Genomic DNA, 14,610 nt, shown 5'->3' on the forward strand with positions numbered 1-14,610 from the left:
GTTCAGCCGTTGCCCGGCTAACCGTCGGGCATGATCGGCCTGTTAGCCGGAGCTCGCGTCGAATCGTGACATTTATGAGGCTCGATAGACGTTTTCGGGACGGCTTGTGCCGCCCCGGTGCGCTGTGTATCGTGTTCAACCTTTTGTCGCATGGCGGCAAACCAGAATTTTTGATTCGCCAGCGATGAGCCGAGCCGGCCCGCTGGCAGAGTCACCCCCTTCTAAGAAACTCGAGGACTCATCATGCGTGTGATTCTGCTGGGAGCACCCGGTGCCGGAAAAGGTACTCAGGCTGGCTTCATTACCAAAAAATTCGGTATTCCGCAGATCTCCACGGGCGACATGCTGCGTGCAGCCGTCAAGGCCGGCACCGAGCTGGGTCTGAAAGCCAAAAGCGTGATGGATGCAGGCGGCCTGGTCTCCGATGACCTGATCATCAATCTGGTCAAAGAACGTATCGCTCAGCCGGATTGCGCCAATGGCTTTCTGTTCGATGGTTTCCCGCGCACCATTCCGCAGGCGGAAGCCCTGAAGGAAGCCGGCGTACGCATCGACAACGTTATCGAGATCGCTGTGGACGACGAGGAAATCGTCGGCCGTATCGCGGGTCGTCGTGTGCACCCGGCTTCGGGTCGTGTCTACCACACAGAGCACAACCCGCCGAAGGTTGCTGGCAAGGACGACGAGAGCGGCGAAGAGCTGATCCAGCGTGAAGACGACAAGGAAGAAACCGTGCGTCATCGCCTGTCTGTCTACCATGCGCAGACCAAGCCGTTGGTGGATTTCTACCAGAGCCTGGCAGCTGCCGAAGGCACGCCGAAGTACAGCTGTATCGAAGGCGTCGGTTCGGTGGACGAAATCACTGCCAAGGTGTTTGCTGCGCTTAGCTGATCAGCACAGCCTTGCAGGAACCGATGAAAATGCCCGTATCGAAAGATACGGGCATTTTTTTGCCCGGAGGTCAGGACGAGTGCGAAAGAACCCGCTTCGCGAATACGTTAGAATCGGCGCCTTTTTACCGACCGGACCGACCCGATGACCACTCTGCTGGCCCTGGATACCGCCACCGAAGCCTGCTCAGTCGCCCTGTTGCACGACGGCAGGGTGCTGAGTCATTACGAAGTGATTCCGCGTCTGCATGCCCAGCGGCTGCTGCCTATGGTGCAGACGCTACTCGGCGAGGCCGGGGTTGCGCTGTCGGCGGTGGATGCGATCGCCTTTGGGCGGGGGCCAGGTGCGTTTACCGGTGTGCGAATCGCCATCGGTGTCGTGCAGGGGCTGGCATTTGCGCTGCAGCGCCCGGTACTGCCGGTTTCCACGCTGGCAACTATCGCCCAGCGCACCTGGCGCGAGCACGGAGCGGCACAGGTCGCAACCGCTATAGACGCACGCATGGACGAGGTCTATTGGGGCTGCTACCGCGAGCAAGCTGGGGAAATGCAACTGGTCGGCTGCGAGGCAGTGCTGCCTCCCGAGCAGGCTGTGCTGCCACGTGATGCGGGGGACGACTGGTTTGGCGCCGGCACCGGCTGGGGTTACGCCGAGCGGATAACCGCGGCCGTACGTGGGCATGATGCCGGCATGCTTCCCCATGCCGAGGATCTGCTGCAACTGGCGACATTCGCCTGGCAGCGCGGCGAGGCGCTGGAGGCTGATCAGGCCCAGCCAGTCTACCTGCGTGACAATGTTGCTACGCCCAAAGGGATCAAATGACGAGGGGCGTTGCCAAAGCCTTGGCTGCCCGTTAGAGTCGCTGGGCCTTTGATCGAGTCGAATCATGCGCGTCGAAAGTTCCTTTCCTGTTCCCTATTCAACAGATCGTTCTGCCCGTACCGGTAGGGCGGCGGACAGCTATGGGGAAACGCAGCGTGTCGCACAGGCGCAGCGTGGTATCGACAGTCGCTCCGCCGGGCAGGATTACCAACCCCAGGCCGAGCGCCCCCAGCAGCGGGTCAACTCAAGTGCCTTGGTCGAGCGCTACTCAGCGTTCCGCTACGACGAACCTCAGCCAGAGCGTCCATTGTCCGGTCGCGTCGCCCAGGCGCTGGCGAGCTACGCCAGTACGGCTAGCTTCACCGTCGATCCTGACGGTACCGAAGTGCTCGGGCTCGACCTCTACGCCTGAGGCGGTTCGATCTGTCAGAGCTTCCCTATTACCTCGGTTGTCCGTCCTGGAATGAGAGTGCCTGGCTAGGCTCGATGTATCCGGCGGATACGCGCGCATCGGACTTTCTAGCCAGCTACTGCTCGATCTTCAATACGGTTGAGGGCAATACCACGCTCTATGCGTGGCCTTCGCAGGAGAAGGTCTTGCGTTGGGCTGGCCAGATGCCTGACGGCTTTCGCTTTTGCGCCAAGTTTCCGCGGGATGTCAGTCAAGCTGATGATCTGCACGCGGCGCTGGACTTGGCGCACGCTTTTCAACAGTTGCTCGTGCCTCTGGGCCAGAGGGTTACACCATTCTGGCTGCAGCTGCCCGCCAGCGTAGGTCCTTCACGCCTGGGCGAGATTGGGGCGTTCATCGATGGCTTCGCCGCAAAGCTGGCAGTCGAAGTGCGGCATCCGGCTTTCTTCGACAAGGGCGACGGTGAGCGCGCATTGAATCGATTGCTGCGTGATCGCGGCATCGAACGCATCTGCCTCGATACCCGCGCGCTGTTCAGTTGCCTGTCTCGTGATCCTGCCGTGTTGCATGCGCAGAGCAAGAAGCCGCGTCTGCCGGTGCGTCCGGTGGCATTCAGCGATTCGCCGCAGCTGCGCTTCGTCGGCCACCCACTGCTGGAGGCGAATGACACGTTCATGACGCCCTGGCTGGATAAGGTGGCCGGTTGGATCGAGGCAGGCAAGTCACCGCACGTCTATCTGCATACGCCGGACAACCACCGTGCACCCGAGTTAGCGATGCGTTTTCACGCTCAGCTGAGTGAGCGTCTACCAGGCCTGCCACCTTTGCCTTCATTTCAACCGGCGCCTCAGCTGTCGCTGCTTGCCGATTGAGCAAGCGCTGCCGTTCGACCAGTTTTGTAAAACATCGCGGTCAACTTCGGGCGCTCCGTGTTGCCCATAAGAAATGACCTTTGGCAGATTTTTTCTTCTTTTATTGGTGCTGCTTGCCGGCTTCGCCCTGGCGGTGCGGCAGGAGCTGATCGAGGTCCCGCCGCGCTGGAACCCCTGGGCGCCGCTGGACATTCGTGAGCCGCCAAACCTGCTGACGCCGCTCAAACTTCGCCGGCTGCAGCAGGACCGAACGCTCTGCGAGCAGGCGCTCGCCACGGCGCCGCTGCGCTATGCAGCCGTGCCGGACAGTACGCCGGAGCCAGGATGTCCGGTGGAGAACAGCGTACGTGTGCAGGGTTCGGACGTACGTTTCAATGGGCCGTTTCTGGCTACCTGTCCGCTGGCAGCGGCTTACGCGATGTTCGAGTTGCACGGGCTTCAGCCGGCAGCCCAGGCAGTATTCGGCCAACCGGTGGTGCGCATCGATCACTTCGGCAGCTTCGCCTGTCGCAACATCGCGCGCAGCAATCGCCGCAGCCAGCATGCCAGCGCCAATGCCCTGGATATGGCCGGTTTTCATCTGAAGGATGGCACCCGCATCACCGTGGCCCGGGATTGGCAGGGCGACGGCGACAAGGCGCGTTTCCTGCGTCTGGTTCGCGATGCAGCCTGTGATGCGTTCAATGTGACGCTCGGGCCGGAATACAACGCGGCCCACCACGACCATTTCCACGTCGACATGGGTGGCTTCGGCATGTGCCGCTGACGACCCAGGCGCAGCCCGGGATGCTCTGGCACAATGCGCCGTTTTCCATGACCGCTGGGTGCCCCATGTCCGCACGCAACCCCCTGGTTCGAGTCGAGCCTCTCGCCCCGCAGTTCACGGCTGCAGCCCATGATTGGGCGCAGCGTCTTGGCTTTCCGGTAACGGCGGATGCCGCCGAATTCGCTTTGCAGATTGGCGCGGACGGCTTGCAGCTGCAGGTGCTCGAGGCTCAGGCGCCGGGCCCGGTGCGGGTGGACTTCGTCGAGGGGGCCGCCGCGCATCGACGTCAGTTCGGCGGTGGCAGCGGGCAGATGATCGCCAAGGCCGTTGGCATCCAGCCCGGTATCCGGCCACGGGTGCTGGATGCTACAGCCGGGCTCGGGCGCGATGCCTTCGTGCTGGCGACGCTGGGCTGTGAAGTGAGCCTGATCGAACGTCAGCCGCTGATTGCCGCGCTGCTGGAGGATGGCCTGAGTCGCGCGGCAGTGGATGCCGAGGTTGGCGCGATCGCCGCGCGGATGACCTTGCTAAAGGGCAATGCCATCGAGCTGATGACTCAGTGGCAGGGTGAAGCGCCGCAGGTCATCTATCTCGACCCGATGTTTCCCCATCGCGACAAGAGTGCGCTGGTGAAGAAGGAGATGCGCCTGTTCCGCCCCTTCGTCGGCGACGATATGGACGCGCCGGCGCTGCTGGCAGCGGCGCTGGAGCTGGCCAGCCATCGCGTCGTGGTCAAGCGTCCGCGCAAGGCGCCGGCAATCGAGGGCAGTAAGCCCGGCTACAGCCTGGAAGGCAAATCCAGCCGCTACGACATCTATCCAAAAAAGAAGCTGCAGGGCTGATTCACCAGTCCGCAACCTCTCGCTTGCTCAGGTCAGCGGCGATAGGCGCGCAGAAATACGCTCACTGCATCCCGTACGTGCAGGTTGACTTCCTCATTGGTTGGCGCCTCGGCATAGCCGACCAGCAGGCGGAAATGCTGGGCTCCCTTGATCAATGAGCAGAAGTGCTCGGCCGCTCGCAGTGGGTCGTCGATATCCAGCAGGCCCAGTGCGTTGGCCCTGGTGAACAGCTGTTGCAGATCGCACAGCAGCTGCTGGGGGCCGGCATCGAAGAACATCTTCACCAGCCCCGGATTCTGCGTCGCCATCGCCACCATCACCCTATGCAGGCCGATGGACTCGGGACTGTTGACCAGCTCATTGAAGGCGCCGCCGATCGCCAGCAGCAGCTCTTCTATATCGCAATCTTCCTCCACCTGAAACAACCGCCTTGGCAGGCGGGTTTCGCAGGTGGTCTTCACGGCTGCGCTGAATAGCGCCTCCTTGTCCTTGAAGTGGCTGTACAGCGTGAGCTTGGAAACGCCGGCTTCGGCGGCGATGGCCTCCATGCTGCTGCCTTCGTAGCCATTGCCGAGAAACAGCACCTGCGCGGCAGCGAGGATAGCCTCGCGCTTAGCGGGGTCTTTCGGGCGTCCTGGGCCAGGCGATACGGAATGGTTTTCTGTCATGGGCATTTTAATAGTGGACTGGCTGGTACGGTATTTTTACTATACCGCGCAGTATAAGTATTCCAATCCGCTTCGCGACAGAGAGACTTCATCGTGTTCCGACATGCCTTGTCCCTTGCCTCTATGTTCGGTTGTGCACTTGTTCTGGTCGCCTGCGGCAATGGCGAGCCGCCGCAGCAGCTGCCTCGTCCGGTCATGGTGGTGCAGCCGCAGCCTGCCAGCGAATCGCGCGAAAGCTATCCCGGTGAGGTGCACGCGCGATACGAGCCGGAACTGGCCTTCCGCATCGGCGGCAAGGTTGTCGAGCGCCTGGTTGAGGCGGGCGATCGCGTACGCAAGGATCAGCCCCTGGCACGTCTCGATCCGCAGGACGTGCGACTGCAGCTGGACGGTATGCGCGCCCAGGTGGCGGCAGCGGAAGCCAATCTGCGCGTAGCCAAGGCCGAACACGACCGCTATCAGGCGCTGCTCGGTCGCCAGCTGGTCAGCCAGTCGCAGTTCGATAATGCCGACAACGCCTATCGCGCTGCGGCTGCCCGTTTGCAGCAGGCCCGCGCCGAATTCGATGTGGCCAGCAACCAGGTCGACTACGCAGTATTGCGTGCCACCAGCGACGGCTTGATCGCGCAGCGCCGAGTCGAGGTAGGGCAGGTGGTCGCCGCTGGGCAGACCGCGTTCGTGCTGGCGGCGGATGGCGAGCGGGAAGTGGCCATCGATCTGCCGGAGCAATCGCTGGAGCGCTACCGGGTTGGCCAGGACGTCGAGGTCGAGCTGTGGTCGCAACCGGGGCGCCACTATCTCGGCAAGATTCGCGAACTCTCGCCAGCCGCCGATGCGCAGTCGCGAACCTATTCCGCGCGCGTCGCCTTCAGCGAGCAGGAAGTGCCCGCAGAGCTTGGCCAGAGCGCGCTGGTCAGCATTCGTCGTGATGGCGAGGTGGCGCTGGCGGTGCCGCTCTCGGCGCTCAGTGCGGAAAAGGGCAGGGCGCACGTATGGCGGCTCAAGGCCGACTCCACCGTAGAGCGTGTCGAGGTTCGGACAGGGCCCTTCGGTGAGCAGCTCGTGCCGGTCCTCGAAGGGCTGGAGGCCGACGACTGGATCGTCCTGGCCGGGGTGCAGATGCTCAGCGATAACCAGCCGGTGCGTCCGGTGGATCGCCACAATCGCCCCGTCGAGCTGGCCGCCCAGGAGTAATCGCGATGCGCTTCAACCTCTCCGCCTGGGCGCTGCAGAACCGGCAGATCGTCGTCTACCTGATGCTGCTGCTGGCGATCGTCGGCGCGCTGTCCTACAGCAAGCTCGGCCAGAGCGAGGACCCGCCGTTCACCTTCAAGGCCATGGTCATCCAGACGCAATGGCCGGGCGCTACCGCCGAAGAGATGTCGCGCCAGGTCACCGAGCGCATCGAGAAGAAGCTGATGGAAACCGGCGAGTACGAGCGCATCGTCTCGTTCTCCCGGCCGGGTGAATCCAACGTCACCTTCATGGCGCGCGACTCTATGCGCTCAAAGGACATTCCCGACCTCTGGTACCAGATTCGCAAGAAGATCGGTGACATCCAGCACACCTTTCCGCCGGGTGTGCAGGGGCCTTTCTTCAATGACGAGTTCGGCACCACCTTCGGCAACATCTACGCGCTGACCGGCGACGGTTTCGACTACGCGATTCTCAAGGACTACGCCGACCGCATCCAGCTGCAACTGCAGCGGGTGAAGAATGTCGGCAAGGTGGAGCTGATCGGCCTGCAGGACGAGAAGATCTGGATCGAGCTCTCCAACGTCAAGCTGGCCACGCTCGGCGTTCCGCTGGAGGCCGTGCGCCAGGCGCTGGAGGCGCAGAACGCGGTGACTGCCGCCGGTTTCGTCGAGACGATCAGCGATCGGGTGCAGCTGCGCGTCACCGGTAGCTTCGAGACGGTCAAGGAGATTCGTGATTTCCCCATCCGCGTTGCCGGTCGCACCTTCCGTATTGGCGACGTGGCCTAGGTGCATCGCGGCTTCAACGACCCGCCCGCGCCGCGCATGCGCTTCATGGGCGAGCCGGCGTTGGGGCTGGCGGTTTCGATGAAAAGCGGTGGAGACATCCTGGTGCTGGGCGAGGCACTGGAACAGGAGTTCGCCCGCCTGCAGGAGGAGCTGCCGGCGGGGATGCAGCTGCGCAAGGTGTCGGATCAGCCCGCGGCGGTGAAGACCAGCGTCGGCGAGTTCGTCAAAGTGCTGATCGAAGCGCTGGTCATCGTATTGCTGGTGAGCTTCTTCTCGCTCGGCGTGCGTACCGGGCTGGTAGTGGCGTTGTCGATTCCGCTGGTGTTGGCGATGACCTTCGCAGCGATGAACTATTTGGACATCGGCCTGCACAAGATTTCCCTCGGCGCCCTGGTACTGGCTCTCGGGCTGATGGTGGACGACGCGATCATTGCGGTCGAGATGATGGCGATCAAGATGGAGCAGGGCTACGACCGTCTCAAGGCCGCCAGCTTCGCCTGGAATAGCACGGCTTTCCCGATGCTGACCGGTACGCTGATCACCGCGGCGGGTTTTCTGCCGATTGCCACAGCCGACTCAAGTACGGGCGAATACACCCGTTCGATCTTTCAGGTGGTCGCCATCTCCCTGATTGCTTCCTGGATTGCAGCGGTCGTCTTCGTACCCTTGCTCGGCGAGAAACTGCTGCCCGATCTGGCCAAGCATGCGGCAAACAAGCACGGCGCTGCCGGCGACGACCACGATCCCTACTCGACACCTTTCTACCAGCGCGTGCGCCGCGTCGTGACGTTCTGCGTGCGCCGCCGCAAGACCGTGATCCTGCTTACCTTGGCACTGTTCGTTGCCGCGGTGGTGCTGTTCCGTATGGTCCCGCAGCAGTTCTTTCCGGCGTCGGGCCGCCTGGAGCTGATGGTAGATATCAAGCTGGCCGAAGGTGCCTCGCTCAAAGCCACAGAGGCGGAGGTGCGGCGCTTGGAGCTGCTGCTCAAAGAGCGCGCGGGCATCGACAACTATGTGGCCTATGTCGGCACCGGTTCGCCGCGTTTCTACCTGCCGCTGGATCAGCAGTTGCCGGCATCCAGCTTTGCCCAGTTCGTCGTGCTGGCCGACAGTATCGAGTCCCGCGAATCTCTGCGCGACTGGCTTATAGAGCGCATGCGTGAGGACTTCCCGAACTTGCGCGGTCGTGTCACGCGGTTGGAGAACGGCCCGCCCGTGGGCTATCCGGTGCAGTTCCGGGTCACCGGCGAACACATCGATGTAGTGCGTGGGTTGGCCCGCCAGGTTGCAGCCAAGGTCAACGAGAACCCGCACGTGGCCAACGTTCATCTGGATTGGCAGGAGCCGAGCAAGATGGTCCGGCTCAACGTCGACCAGGACCGCGCCCGTGCGCTGGGTGTGACCACCGCCGAATTGTCCGGCTTCCTGCGGCGCACTTTCATTGGTGCCAGCGTCAGCCAGTTCCGCGAGGACAATGAGCTGATCGAGATCCTCCTGCGCGGAACAGAGCGTGAACGTCTTGAACTGTCGATGCTGCCGAGCCTGGCGATTCCCACCGAGAGCGGTCGCAGTGTGCCGCTGTCGCAGGTGGCGACGCTGGAGTACGGCTTCGAGGAGGGTGTGATCTGGCATCGCAATCGCCTCCCGACGGTCACCGTGCGCGCCGACGTGTACGGAGAACAGCAGCCAGCCGCGTTGGTGCGCGAGATCGAGCCGACCCTGGCGGACATTCGCGATCAGTTGCCCGGCGGCTACCTGCTCGAGGTCGGCGGCACGGTAGAGGATTCCGAACGTGGCCAGCGCTCGGTGAACGCCGGCATGCCGTTGTTCATCATCGTGGTGCTGACATTGTTGATGGCGCAGCTCAAGAGCTTCTCACGCTCGGCCATGGTGTTCCTCACCGCGCCGCTGGGCATCATCGGTGTCGCACTGTTCCTGCTGCTGTTCGGCCAGCCGTTCGGCTTCGTCGCTATGCTCGGCACCATCGCGCTGTCCGGGATGATCATGCGCAACTCGGTGATTCTGGTGGATCAGATCGAGCAGGACATCGGTGTCGGTCATGCACGTTTCACCGCCATCGTCGAAGCCACGGTACGGCGCTTCCGGCCCATCGTGCTGACTGCGCTGGCGTCGGTGCTGGCGATGATTCCGTTGTCGCGCAGCATCTTCTTCGGGCCGATGGCGGTGGCAATCATGGGTGGTCTGATCGTCGCCACGGCGCTGACGCTGCTGTTCCTGCCAGCCCTGTATGCCGCCTGGTTCAAGGTCCGGGAAGACGAAGCCAGCACCCTCTGAACGGCAAAAGGGCGTGTCCGCTGCGGCGCGCCTAGATACCGGCGGCTTCGAGCAGTCGTTCGGCGGCGACCTTGGCGTCCCGCGCCTGCTCGCCCGGCCCTTCGATATGCGCCATGCTCAGTGCGCCTTCGAGCAGATATTGCAGTTGGCGCGCCAGCTGCAGCGGCTGCGGCGCATCCAGACGCTCCAGCAGCTCGCGCAGGTAGGCCAGCAGCTCTGCCTTGTAGGCGGACGAGCGGCGGTGAATCGGGTGGTCGCGGTCGTGATATTCGGCCGCTGCATTGATGAACAGGCAGCCGCAGAACGCGTCTTTGCCGTGAATCATCCCGTGCAATCCATCGAAAATTCCCAGTAGCGCTTCGCGCGGCGGCAGCCTGGTGGCGCGTTCGCGCAGGCGTGTCAGCATCAGTTCGTGGCGCGCTTCCAGTACGGCGAGGATCAGCTCGTCCTTGGACTTGAAGTGCTTGTACAGGGTCATCTTGGCCACACCGGATTCGGCCAGAATGCGGTCGATGCCGGTGGCGTGATAACCCTCGCGATAGAACAGATTCTCTGCGGTGTTGAGCAACTGGTCGCGCTTGTTCGATGCCATGGATACCTCCTGTGGTTCGACATTATGCGGGAGCGCTCGCGGCTTGCTCCAGTTGGGCGGAGTTGCGCTGGTGCTTGCAGTGTACAGACAGGTCTGTCTATTATCCAGTCACAGCCAATCACGAGGGCAACACCATGAAGCTTTACGACCTGACCCTATCCGGCAATTGCCACAAGGTTCGCCTGTTTCTCAGCCTGATCGGCCAGCCAGTCGAGCTGGTGCCGGTGAATCTACTGGCGGGCGAGCAGAAGCAGCCTGCATTTCGGGAAATCAACCCGCGGGGGCAGATTCCGGTGCTCGAGGACGGCGACTTTCGACTTGGCGATTCCCAGGCGATCCTGGTTTATCTGGCCCAGCGCTATGCCAGTGCGTGGTACCCGCACGACGCCCAGACCCAGGGCCACATCGCCAATTGGCTGAGCTTCGCCGCCAACGAGGTGCAACATGGTCCGGCCACGGTGCGGCTGGGCAAGCTGTTCGGCCGACCCATCGACGAGCCGCTGGCCCAGGCACGAGCCGCAAGCGCCCTGCGTACGCTGGAGCGGCATCTCGCGCAGCATGCCTGGCTGGCGCAGACCAGCGAGCCGACCATTGCCGACATCGCCGTCTACCCCAACGTCGCGCTGGGCGGTGACGGCGGGCTCGATCTGGCTGCATATCCGGCGCTGCAGGCCTGGTTTGGTCGCATCCGCGCGCTGCCGGGTTATGTCGGCATGCCGGGGTTGTGACGCCATGAACGCGCAGAATGGCTGGATGTCCGGCGAGCGGGTCCCACACTCGAGCCTACGGATCGGAGCACCGCTGATGCTAGTGATCGGGCTGGCAGTCTCGCTGTTTGGCTTCGTCGAAATTGCTTCGGCGGAGCAAGCGTTGCGCTTCAGCCTAGTGAGGACCGCACAGAGTGACAGTGGCGACTTTCTGCTGGGACGGAACGGTTGGCACGAGCCGCCACCGACTCAGCACATCGCGATCCTGATCGAGCATCGCGGCAGCCGTTTGCTGTTCGGGACCGGGCTCGGTCGGCAGATCGACGCGCAGCTGGACGCCGAGCTGCCCTGGCGAACCAAGCGCTACGCCAACGTGCGCCCGGTGCGCGATCAGCTGGAAGAGGATGGACTGGAGATCGACCGTATCGTGCTGGGTTGCGTGCGCTGGGAGCACGTTTCTGGGCTGGCCGACTATCCCGAGGTGCCGGTACTGGCCAGCGCGGATAGCCTGAGCTATCTGAAGGTCGCCACGCCCCCCGCGGTGTTGCCCAGCCAGTTTCGCCACCCGGTCCGCTGGCAGTCGCTGGGGTTCCAGGCGAGCCCCTATCGGGAGCACCGGCATAGCCTTGATCTGTTCGGCGACGGCCAGGTCGTGCTGGTGCCGCTGGACGGTCATGGCGCGGTTGGTCTGTTCCTCACGTTCGCCGATGGCCGCAGTTTCTTCTTTCGCGGCGACCGACTGGGTCGGGACGCCGGCGATGCGCCAGAGGAAGTTGTCGCGCTGCAGGACGCCAACACCCAGGTCGCGCTCGGCTTCTATCCGCACTGGGTAGAGTGAGGCGCCGCTGAAATAAACACCGCGGTCAGTCTGGTTTTGGGCGATGCTTAGGATGTGGGAATGAGCGATCAGCCGCGTGACGGCGCTGCCCCGATCGCTCGGCCCGTGCCCAATGGCCGAAGTAGGTCTGCCGCTGTGAAGACGGATAGCTGCGCGCCCCTGGCGAGTGTCATCGATCTGCTGCTGGATGCCATCTGCGTGGTCGATGCGCAAGGCCATCTGGTTTATGTCAGCGCCGCCTGCGAGCGCATCTTCGGCTACAAGCCGGAGGAGATGGTGGGCAAGCAGATGATCGAGATGGTCTATCCCGAAGACCGTGCCAGAACCATGGCTGCCGCCGGTGAGGTCATGGCCGATCAGCCGCTGCTGCACTTCGAGAACCGCTATGTGCGTAAGGACGGCAGTGTGGCGCACATCATGTGGTCAGCCTGCTGGTCAGCGGACAGCAAGTTGCGTATTGGTGTGGCGCGCGATATCACCCAGCGCAAGCAGTCCGAAGCGATGCAGGCGGCACTCTATTCGATCTCTGAGGCGGCGCACGGCGCCAAGGACCTCGCCGCGCTGTATCAGCAGATTCATCTGACCATCGCTCAGCTCCTGCCGGTGGACGATTTCATCGTCGCCATCCGCAATGCTGCCAGCGGCGAGCTGACTTATCCCTACCAGGCGCTGGCGCTCGACTCGACCAGCCTCCCCATGGAGCCCGCGGCGTCCCTGTGTTTTTCCGTTCTACACGGCGCGCAACCGTTGCGCTTCAATGCGGACTCGATGCCTGCGCTGGCGCTTCCGCGCAGCGACGGGGATACCCACGCCTGGTGGCTGGGTGTACCGCTCAACTCGAGCGAGGGGGTCATCGGCGTGCTGATGCTCAAGAGCACGGCGGCTCCCTACACCGAGAAGGATCAAGAGCTGCTGCAGTTCGTCTCCACTCAGGTGGTAACGGCAATCGAGCGCAAGCAGCTGTATGCGCGCCTGCACCGGATGGCGCAGTACGACGAACTCACCGGCCTGCCGAACCGCGCCTGTTTTCGCGATCGCCTGGACACGGCGCTGGCGCGGGTACGGCGCAATGGTGGACGTGTCGCCTTGCTCTACGTGGATCTGGATCGCTTCAAGCAGGTCAACGATACCTACGGCCACAGCGGCGGCGACCAGCTGCTGCGCGCGGTGGCTGATCGCCTCACGCACTGCGTGCGCGACACCGATACCGTCGCGCGGCTGGGAGGCGACGAGTTCGTGGTGCTGCTGGAAAACATCGCAGAGGCGGAGGACGCGCGCCATGTGGTCGACAAGATCCGCAGCGCCTTCAAGCAGCCAATGCGTGTTGCCGGGCATGACCTCGCAATCGGCTTGAGTATAGGCACCGCGCTCTATCCGGAGGATGGTGAGGCGGAGGCGCAGCTGCTCAAGCAGGCCGATGAACGCATGTACTTGATGAAGGCCCGAGGCGGACAGCCACAGGACTGCGACTGAACATCTCGGCACAGTGCTTCAGAATGACTTCAGCATCCTGCCCAGCAACTCCATCGCCTGCTCGCTGCGGGCGTCCCATGGGTGGCCGTGATTTAGCCGCGCGCAGTTGCGAAAGCGCTGGGTCGCCGAGAAGATCGGCCCCGGTGCCAGGCTGATGCCCTGGGCCAGCGCCAGTTGCAGGAGCTGCAGCGAGTCCACCTGCTCGGGAAATTCGAACCACAGAAAGTAGCCGCCACTGGGCCGCGTGACCCGCGTGCTCGCAGGGAAATGGCGGGCGGCGGACGCGAGCATCGCACCCTGCTGCATCTCCAGCGCGTGACGCAGCTTGCGCAGGTGACGGTCGTAGCCGCCATGCTGCAGGTAGTCGGCGATAGCGGCCTGCGCCGGCACGGAAGGGGAGATGGTGGTCATCAGCTTGAGCCGGGCGATCTGCTCGGCGTAGCGGCCGCCGGCGACCCAGCCGACCCGGTATCCGGGTGCCAGGCTCTTGGAGAACGAGCCGCAGTGCATCACCAGGCCTTCGCGATCATGGCTCTTCACCGGCTTTGGGGGCTCGCGGGTGAAGTACAGCTCGGCGTAGACGTCGTCCTCGATCAGCGGCACCTGATGGCGCTGCAACAGCTCGTACAGCTGCTGCTTCTTCGCCTCGCCCATGCTCGCGCCCAGCGGGTTCTGCAGGCTGCTCATGAACCAGCAGGCCTTGATCGGCAGATGCGCGAGGCGGTCGGCGAGGGTGTCGAGGTCGATGCCTTCGCGCGGGTGTACCGGAATCTCCACCGCCTTGAGCTTGAGTCGTTCCAGTACCTGCAGCGTGGCGTAAAACGCTGGCGCCTCGATGGCTACCAGATCGCCCGGTTCGGTTACCACCTGCAGGCAGAGGTTCAGAGCCTCCATCGCACCGGTGGTGATCACCAGTTCGTCCATCGGCAGCATCACGCCGCTGACCATGTAGCGCAGGGCGATCTGTCGGCGCAGGTCCGGGTTGCCAGCGGTCATCTCGGCGATCACTTCGCGTGCCGGCATGTCGCGCACGCTTTGTGCCATCGAGCGCGCCAGGCGCTGCAGGGGAAATAGCTCGGGACTGGGGAAGGCCGAACCGAAGGGCACCGTGGCCGGGTCGCGCAGCGAGGCGAGCACCGAGAACACCAGCTCGCTGACGCCGACATCGGTGGTTTCCGCCGGACGGCTGCTGATGTCCGGCTCGTGCAGCGGGCGCTTGGCATGTTCGCGGACGAAATAGCCCGAGCGCGCCCGTGCCTGAATCAGCCCGCGGTCCTCCAGCAGGTAGTAGGCCTGGAACACGGTGGACGGGCTGACGCCGTAGGTGCGGCTGGCGTGGCGCACCGAGGGCACCTTTTCTCCCGGCGCGAGCACGCCGCTGCGTATCAGTTCGGCAATCTCGTCGGCGAATTTCTCGTAGCGCTTCATCGTGTCCGGGCCGTGGCGG

The 14,610-nt window shown here is 63.5% G+C and carries 13 protein-coding genes and 1 pseudogene; 11 read left to right on the forward strand and 3 right to left on the reverse strand.

What is annotated here, in order from left to right:
- Positions 1–243: 243 nt before the first annotated feature.
- The 6 genes from adk (at position 244) to AAEZ08_RS06940 (ending at position 4,605) form a co-directional block, all read left to right on the forward strand.
- Positions 244–891 (forward strand): adenylate kinase, encoded by a 648-nt coding sequence (adk, locus tag AAEZ08_RS06915; RefSeq protein ID WP_003283830.1) that lies wholly within the window; start codon positions 244–246, stop codon positions 889–891.
- A 144-nt stretch (positions 892–1,035) separates the two neighbouring features.
- On the forward strand, positions 1,036–1,713 hold the full coding sequence (tsaB, locus tag AAEZ08_RS06920) for a tRNA (adenosine(37)-N6)-threonylcarbamoyltransferase complex dimerization subunit type 1 TsaB (protein ID WP_003283829.1): 678 nt from the start codon (positions 1,036–1,038) through the stop codon (positions 1,711–1,713).
- A 64-nt stretch (positions 1,714–1,777) separates the two neighbouring features.
- A complete protein-coding gene (locus AAEZ08_RS06925) occupies positions 1,778–2,125 on the forward strand; it encodes a hypothetical protein (protein ID WP_058064326.1) in 348 nt (115 codons plus the stop codon).
- Positions 2,126–2,136: 11 nt separating this feature from the next.
- On the forward strand, positions 2,137–2,997 hold the full coding sequence (locus AAEZ08_RS06930) for a DUF72 domain-containing protein (protein WP_500123978.1): 861 nt from the start codon (positions 2,137–2,139) through the stop codon (positions 2,995–2,997).
- A gap of 73 nt (positions 2,998–3,070) precedes the next feature.
- Positions 3,071–3,763 carry an extensin-like domain-containing protein gene (locus AAEZ08_RS06935; RefSeq protein WP_036991701.1) on the forward strand — a complete coding sequence of 231 codons (693 nt, stop codon included), beginning with the start codon at positions 3,071–3,073 and terminating at the stop codon, positions 3,761–3,763.
- Between the two features lie 65 nt (positions 3,764–3,828).
- The gene (locus tag AAEZ08_RS06940; RefSeq protein WP_181066872.1) at positions 3,829–4,605 is read left to right on the forward strand and encodes a class I SAM-dependent methyltransferase; all 777 of its coding nucleotides are present in this window, start codon (positions 3,829–3,831) and stop codon (positions 4,603–4,605) included.
- A 32-nt stretch (positions 4,606–4,637) separates the two neighbouring features.
- Here AAEZ08_RS06940 and AAEZ08_RS06945 read toward each other — a convergent pair whose 3' ends face one another.
- Positions 4,638–5,273, reverse strand: a complete 636-nt coding sequence (locus AAEZ08_RS06945; protein WP_500123953.1) for a TetR/AcrR family transcriptional regulator — start codon at positions 5,271–5,273, stop codon at positions 4,638–4,640.
- Positions 5,274–5,366: 93 nt separating this feature from the next.
- On the opposite strand from AAEZ08_RS06945, the gene AAEZ08_RS06950 reads away from it, so the two are divergent.
- Complete coding sequence (locus AAEZ08_RS06950; RefSeq protein ID WP_427702716.1) at positions 5,367–6,467, forward strand: efflux RND transporter periplasmic adaptor subunit; 1,101 nt, start codon at positions 5,367–5,369, stop codon at positions 6,465–6,467.
- 5 nt (positions 6,468–6,472) lie between these two features.
- Positions 6,473–9,553 (forward strand): annotated as a pseudogene (locus tag AAEZ08_RS06955) (efflux RND transporter permease subunit).
- Positions 9,554–9,584: 31 nt separating this feature from the next.
- On the opposite strand, the gene AAEZ08_RS06960 reads toward AAEZ08_RS06955, so the two are convergent.
- On the reverse strand, positions 9,585–10,145 hold the full coding sequence (locus AAEZ08_RS06960) for a TetR/AcrR family transcriptional regulator (protein WP_003283820.1): 561 nt from the start codon (positions 10,143–10,145) through the stop codon (positions 9,585–9,587).
- Between the two features lie 134 nt (positions 10,146–10,279).
- Between AAEZ08_RS06960 and AAEZ08_RS06965 the strand changes: the two genes are divergently transcribed.
- The 3 genes from AAEZ08_RS06965 to AAEZ08_RS06975 all read left to right on the forward strand — a co-directional run bounded on the left by AAEZ08_RS06965 (position 10,280) and on the right by AAEZ08_RS06975 (position 13,163).
- Positions 10,280–10,873: a glutathione S-transferase family protein gene (locus AAEZ08_RS06965; RefSeq protein WP_500123954.1), complete on the forward strand. Its 594-nt coding sequence runs from the start codon at positions 10,280–10,282 to the stop codon at positions 10,871–10,873.
- Between the two features lie 4 nt (positions 10,874–10,877).
- Positions 10,878–11,690 carry an MBL fold metallo-hydrolase gene (locus tag AAEZ08_RS06970; RefSeq protein WP_500123955.1) on the forward strand — a complete coding sequence of 271 codons (813 nt, stop codon included), beginning with the start codon at positions 10,878–10,880 and terminating at the stop codon, positions 11,688–11,690.
- Between the two features lie 135 nt (positions 11,691–11,825).
- Positions 11,826–13,163, forward strand: coding sequence for a sensor domain-containing protein (locus AAEZ08_RS06975; protein ID WP_427702748.1), 1,338 nt, complete (start codon positions 11,826–11,828; stop codon positions 13,161–13,163).
- Positions 13,164–13,181: 18 nt separating this feature from the next.
- On the opposite strand, the gene mapR is transcribed toward AAEZ08_RS06975, so the two are convergent.
- Positions 13,182–14,591, reverse strand: coding sequence for a GntR family transcriptional regulator MpaR (gene mapR, locus AAEZ08_RS06980; RefSeq protein ID WP_058064364.1), 1,410 nt, complete (start codon positions 14,589–14,591; stop codon positions 13,182–13,184).
- Between the last annotated feature and the right edge of the window lie 19 nt (positions 14,592–14,610).

Source organism: Pseudomonas sp. E45-MNA-CIBAN-0222 (assembly GCF_040310405.1).
Classification (GTDB): domain Bacteria; phylum Pseudomonadota; class Gammaproteobacteria; order Pseudomonadales; family Pseudomonadaceae; genus Stutzerimonas; species Stutzerimonas stutzeri_AC.

Coding starts and splice junctions, on each gene's coding strand:
- adk (WP_003283830.1), top strand. CDS start 244: ATGCGTGTGATTCTGCTGGGAGCACCCGGTGCCGGAAAAGGTACTCAG.
- tsaB (WP_003283829.1), top strand. CDS start 1,036: ATGACCACTCTGCTGGCCCTGGATACCGCCACCGAAGCCTGCTCAGTC.
- AAEZ08_RS06925 (WP_058064326.1), top strand. CDS start 1,778: ATGCGCGTCGAAAGTTCCTTTCCTGTTCCCTATTCAACAGATCGTTCT.
- AAEZ08_RS06935 (WP_036991701.1), top strand. CDS start 3,071: ATGACCTTTGGCAGATTTTTTCTTCTTTTATTGGTGCTGCTTGCCGGC.
- AAEZ08_RS06940 (WP_181066872.1), top strand. CDS start 3,829: ATGTCCGCACGCAACCCCCTGGTTCGAGTCGAGCCTCTCGCCCCGCAG.
- AAEZ08_RS06945 (WP_500123953.1), bottom strand. CDS start 5,273: ATGACAGAAAACCATTCCGTATCGCCTGGCCCAGGACGCCCGAAAGAC.
- AAEZ08_RS06960 (WP_003283820.1), bottom strand. CDS start 10,145: ATGGCATCGAACAAGCGCGACCAGTTGCTCAACACCGCAGAGAATCTG.
- AAEZ08_RS06965 (WP_500123954.1), top strand. CDS start 10,280: ATGAAGCTTTACGACCTGACCCTATCCGGCAATTGCCACAAGGTTCGC.
- AAEZ08_RS06970 (WP_500123955.1), top strand. CDS start 10,878: ATGAACGCGCAGAATGGCTGGATGTCCGGCGAGCGGGTCCCACACTCG.
- mapR (WP_058064364.1), bottom strand. CDS start 14,591: ATGAAGCGCTACGAGAAATTCGCCGACGAGATTGCCGAACTGATACGC.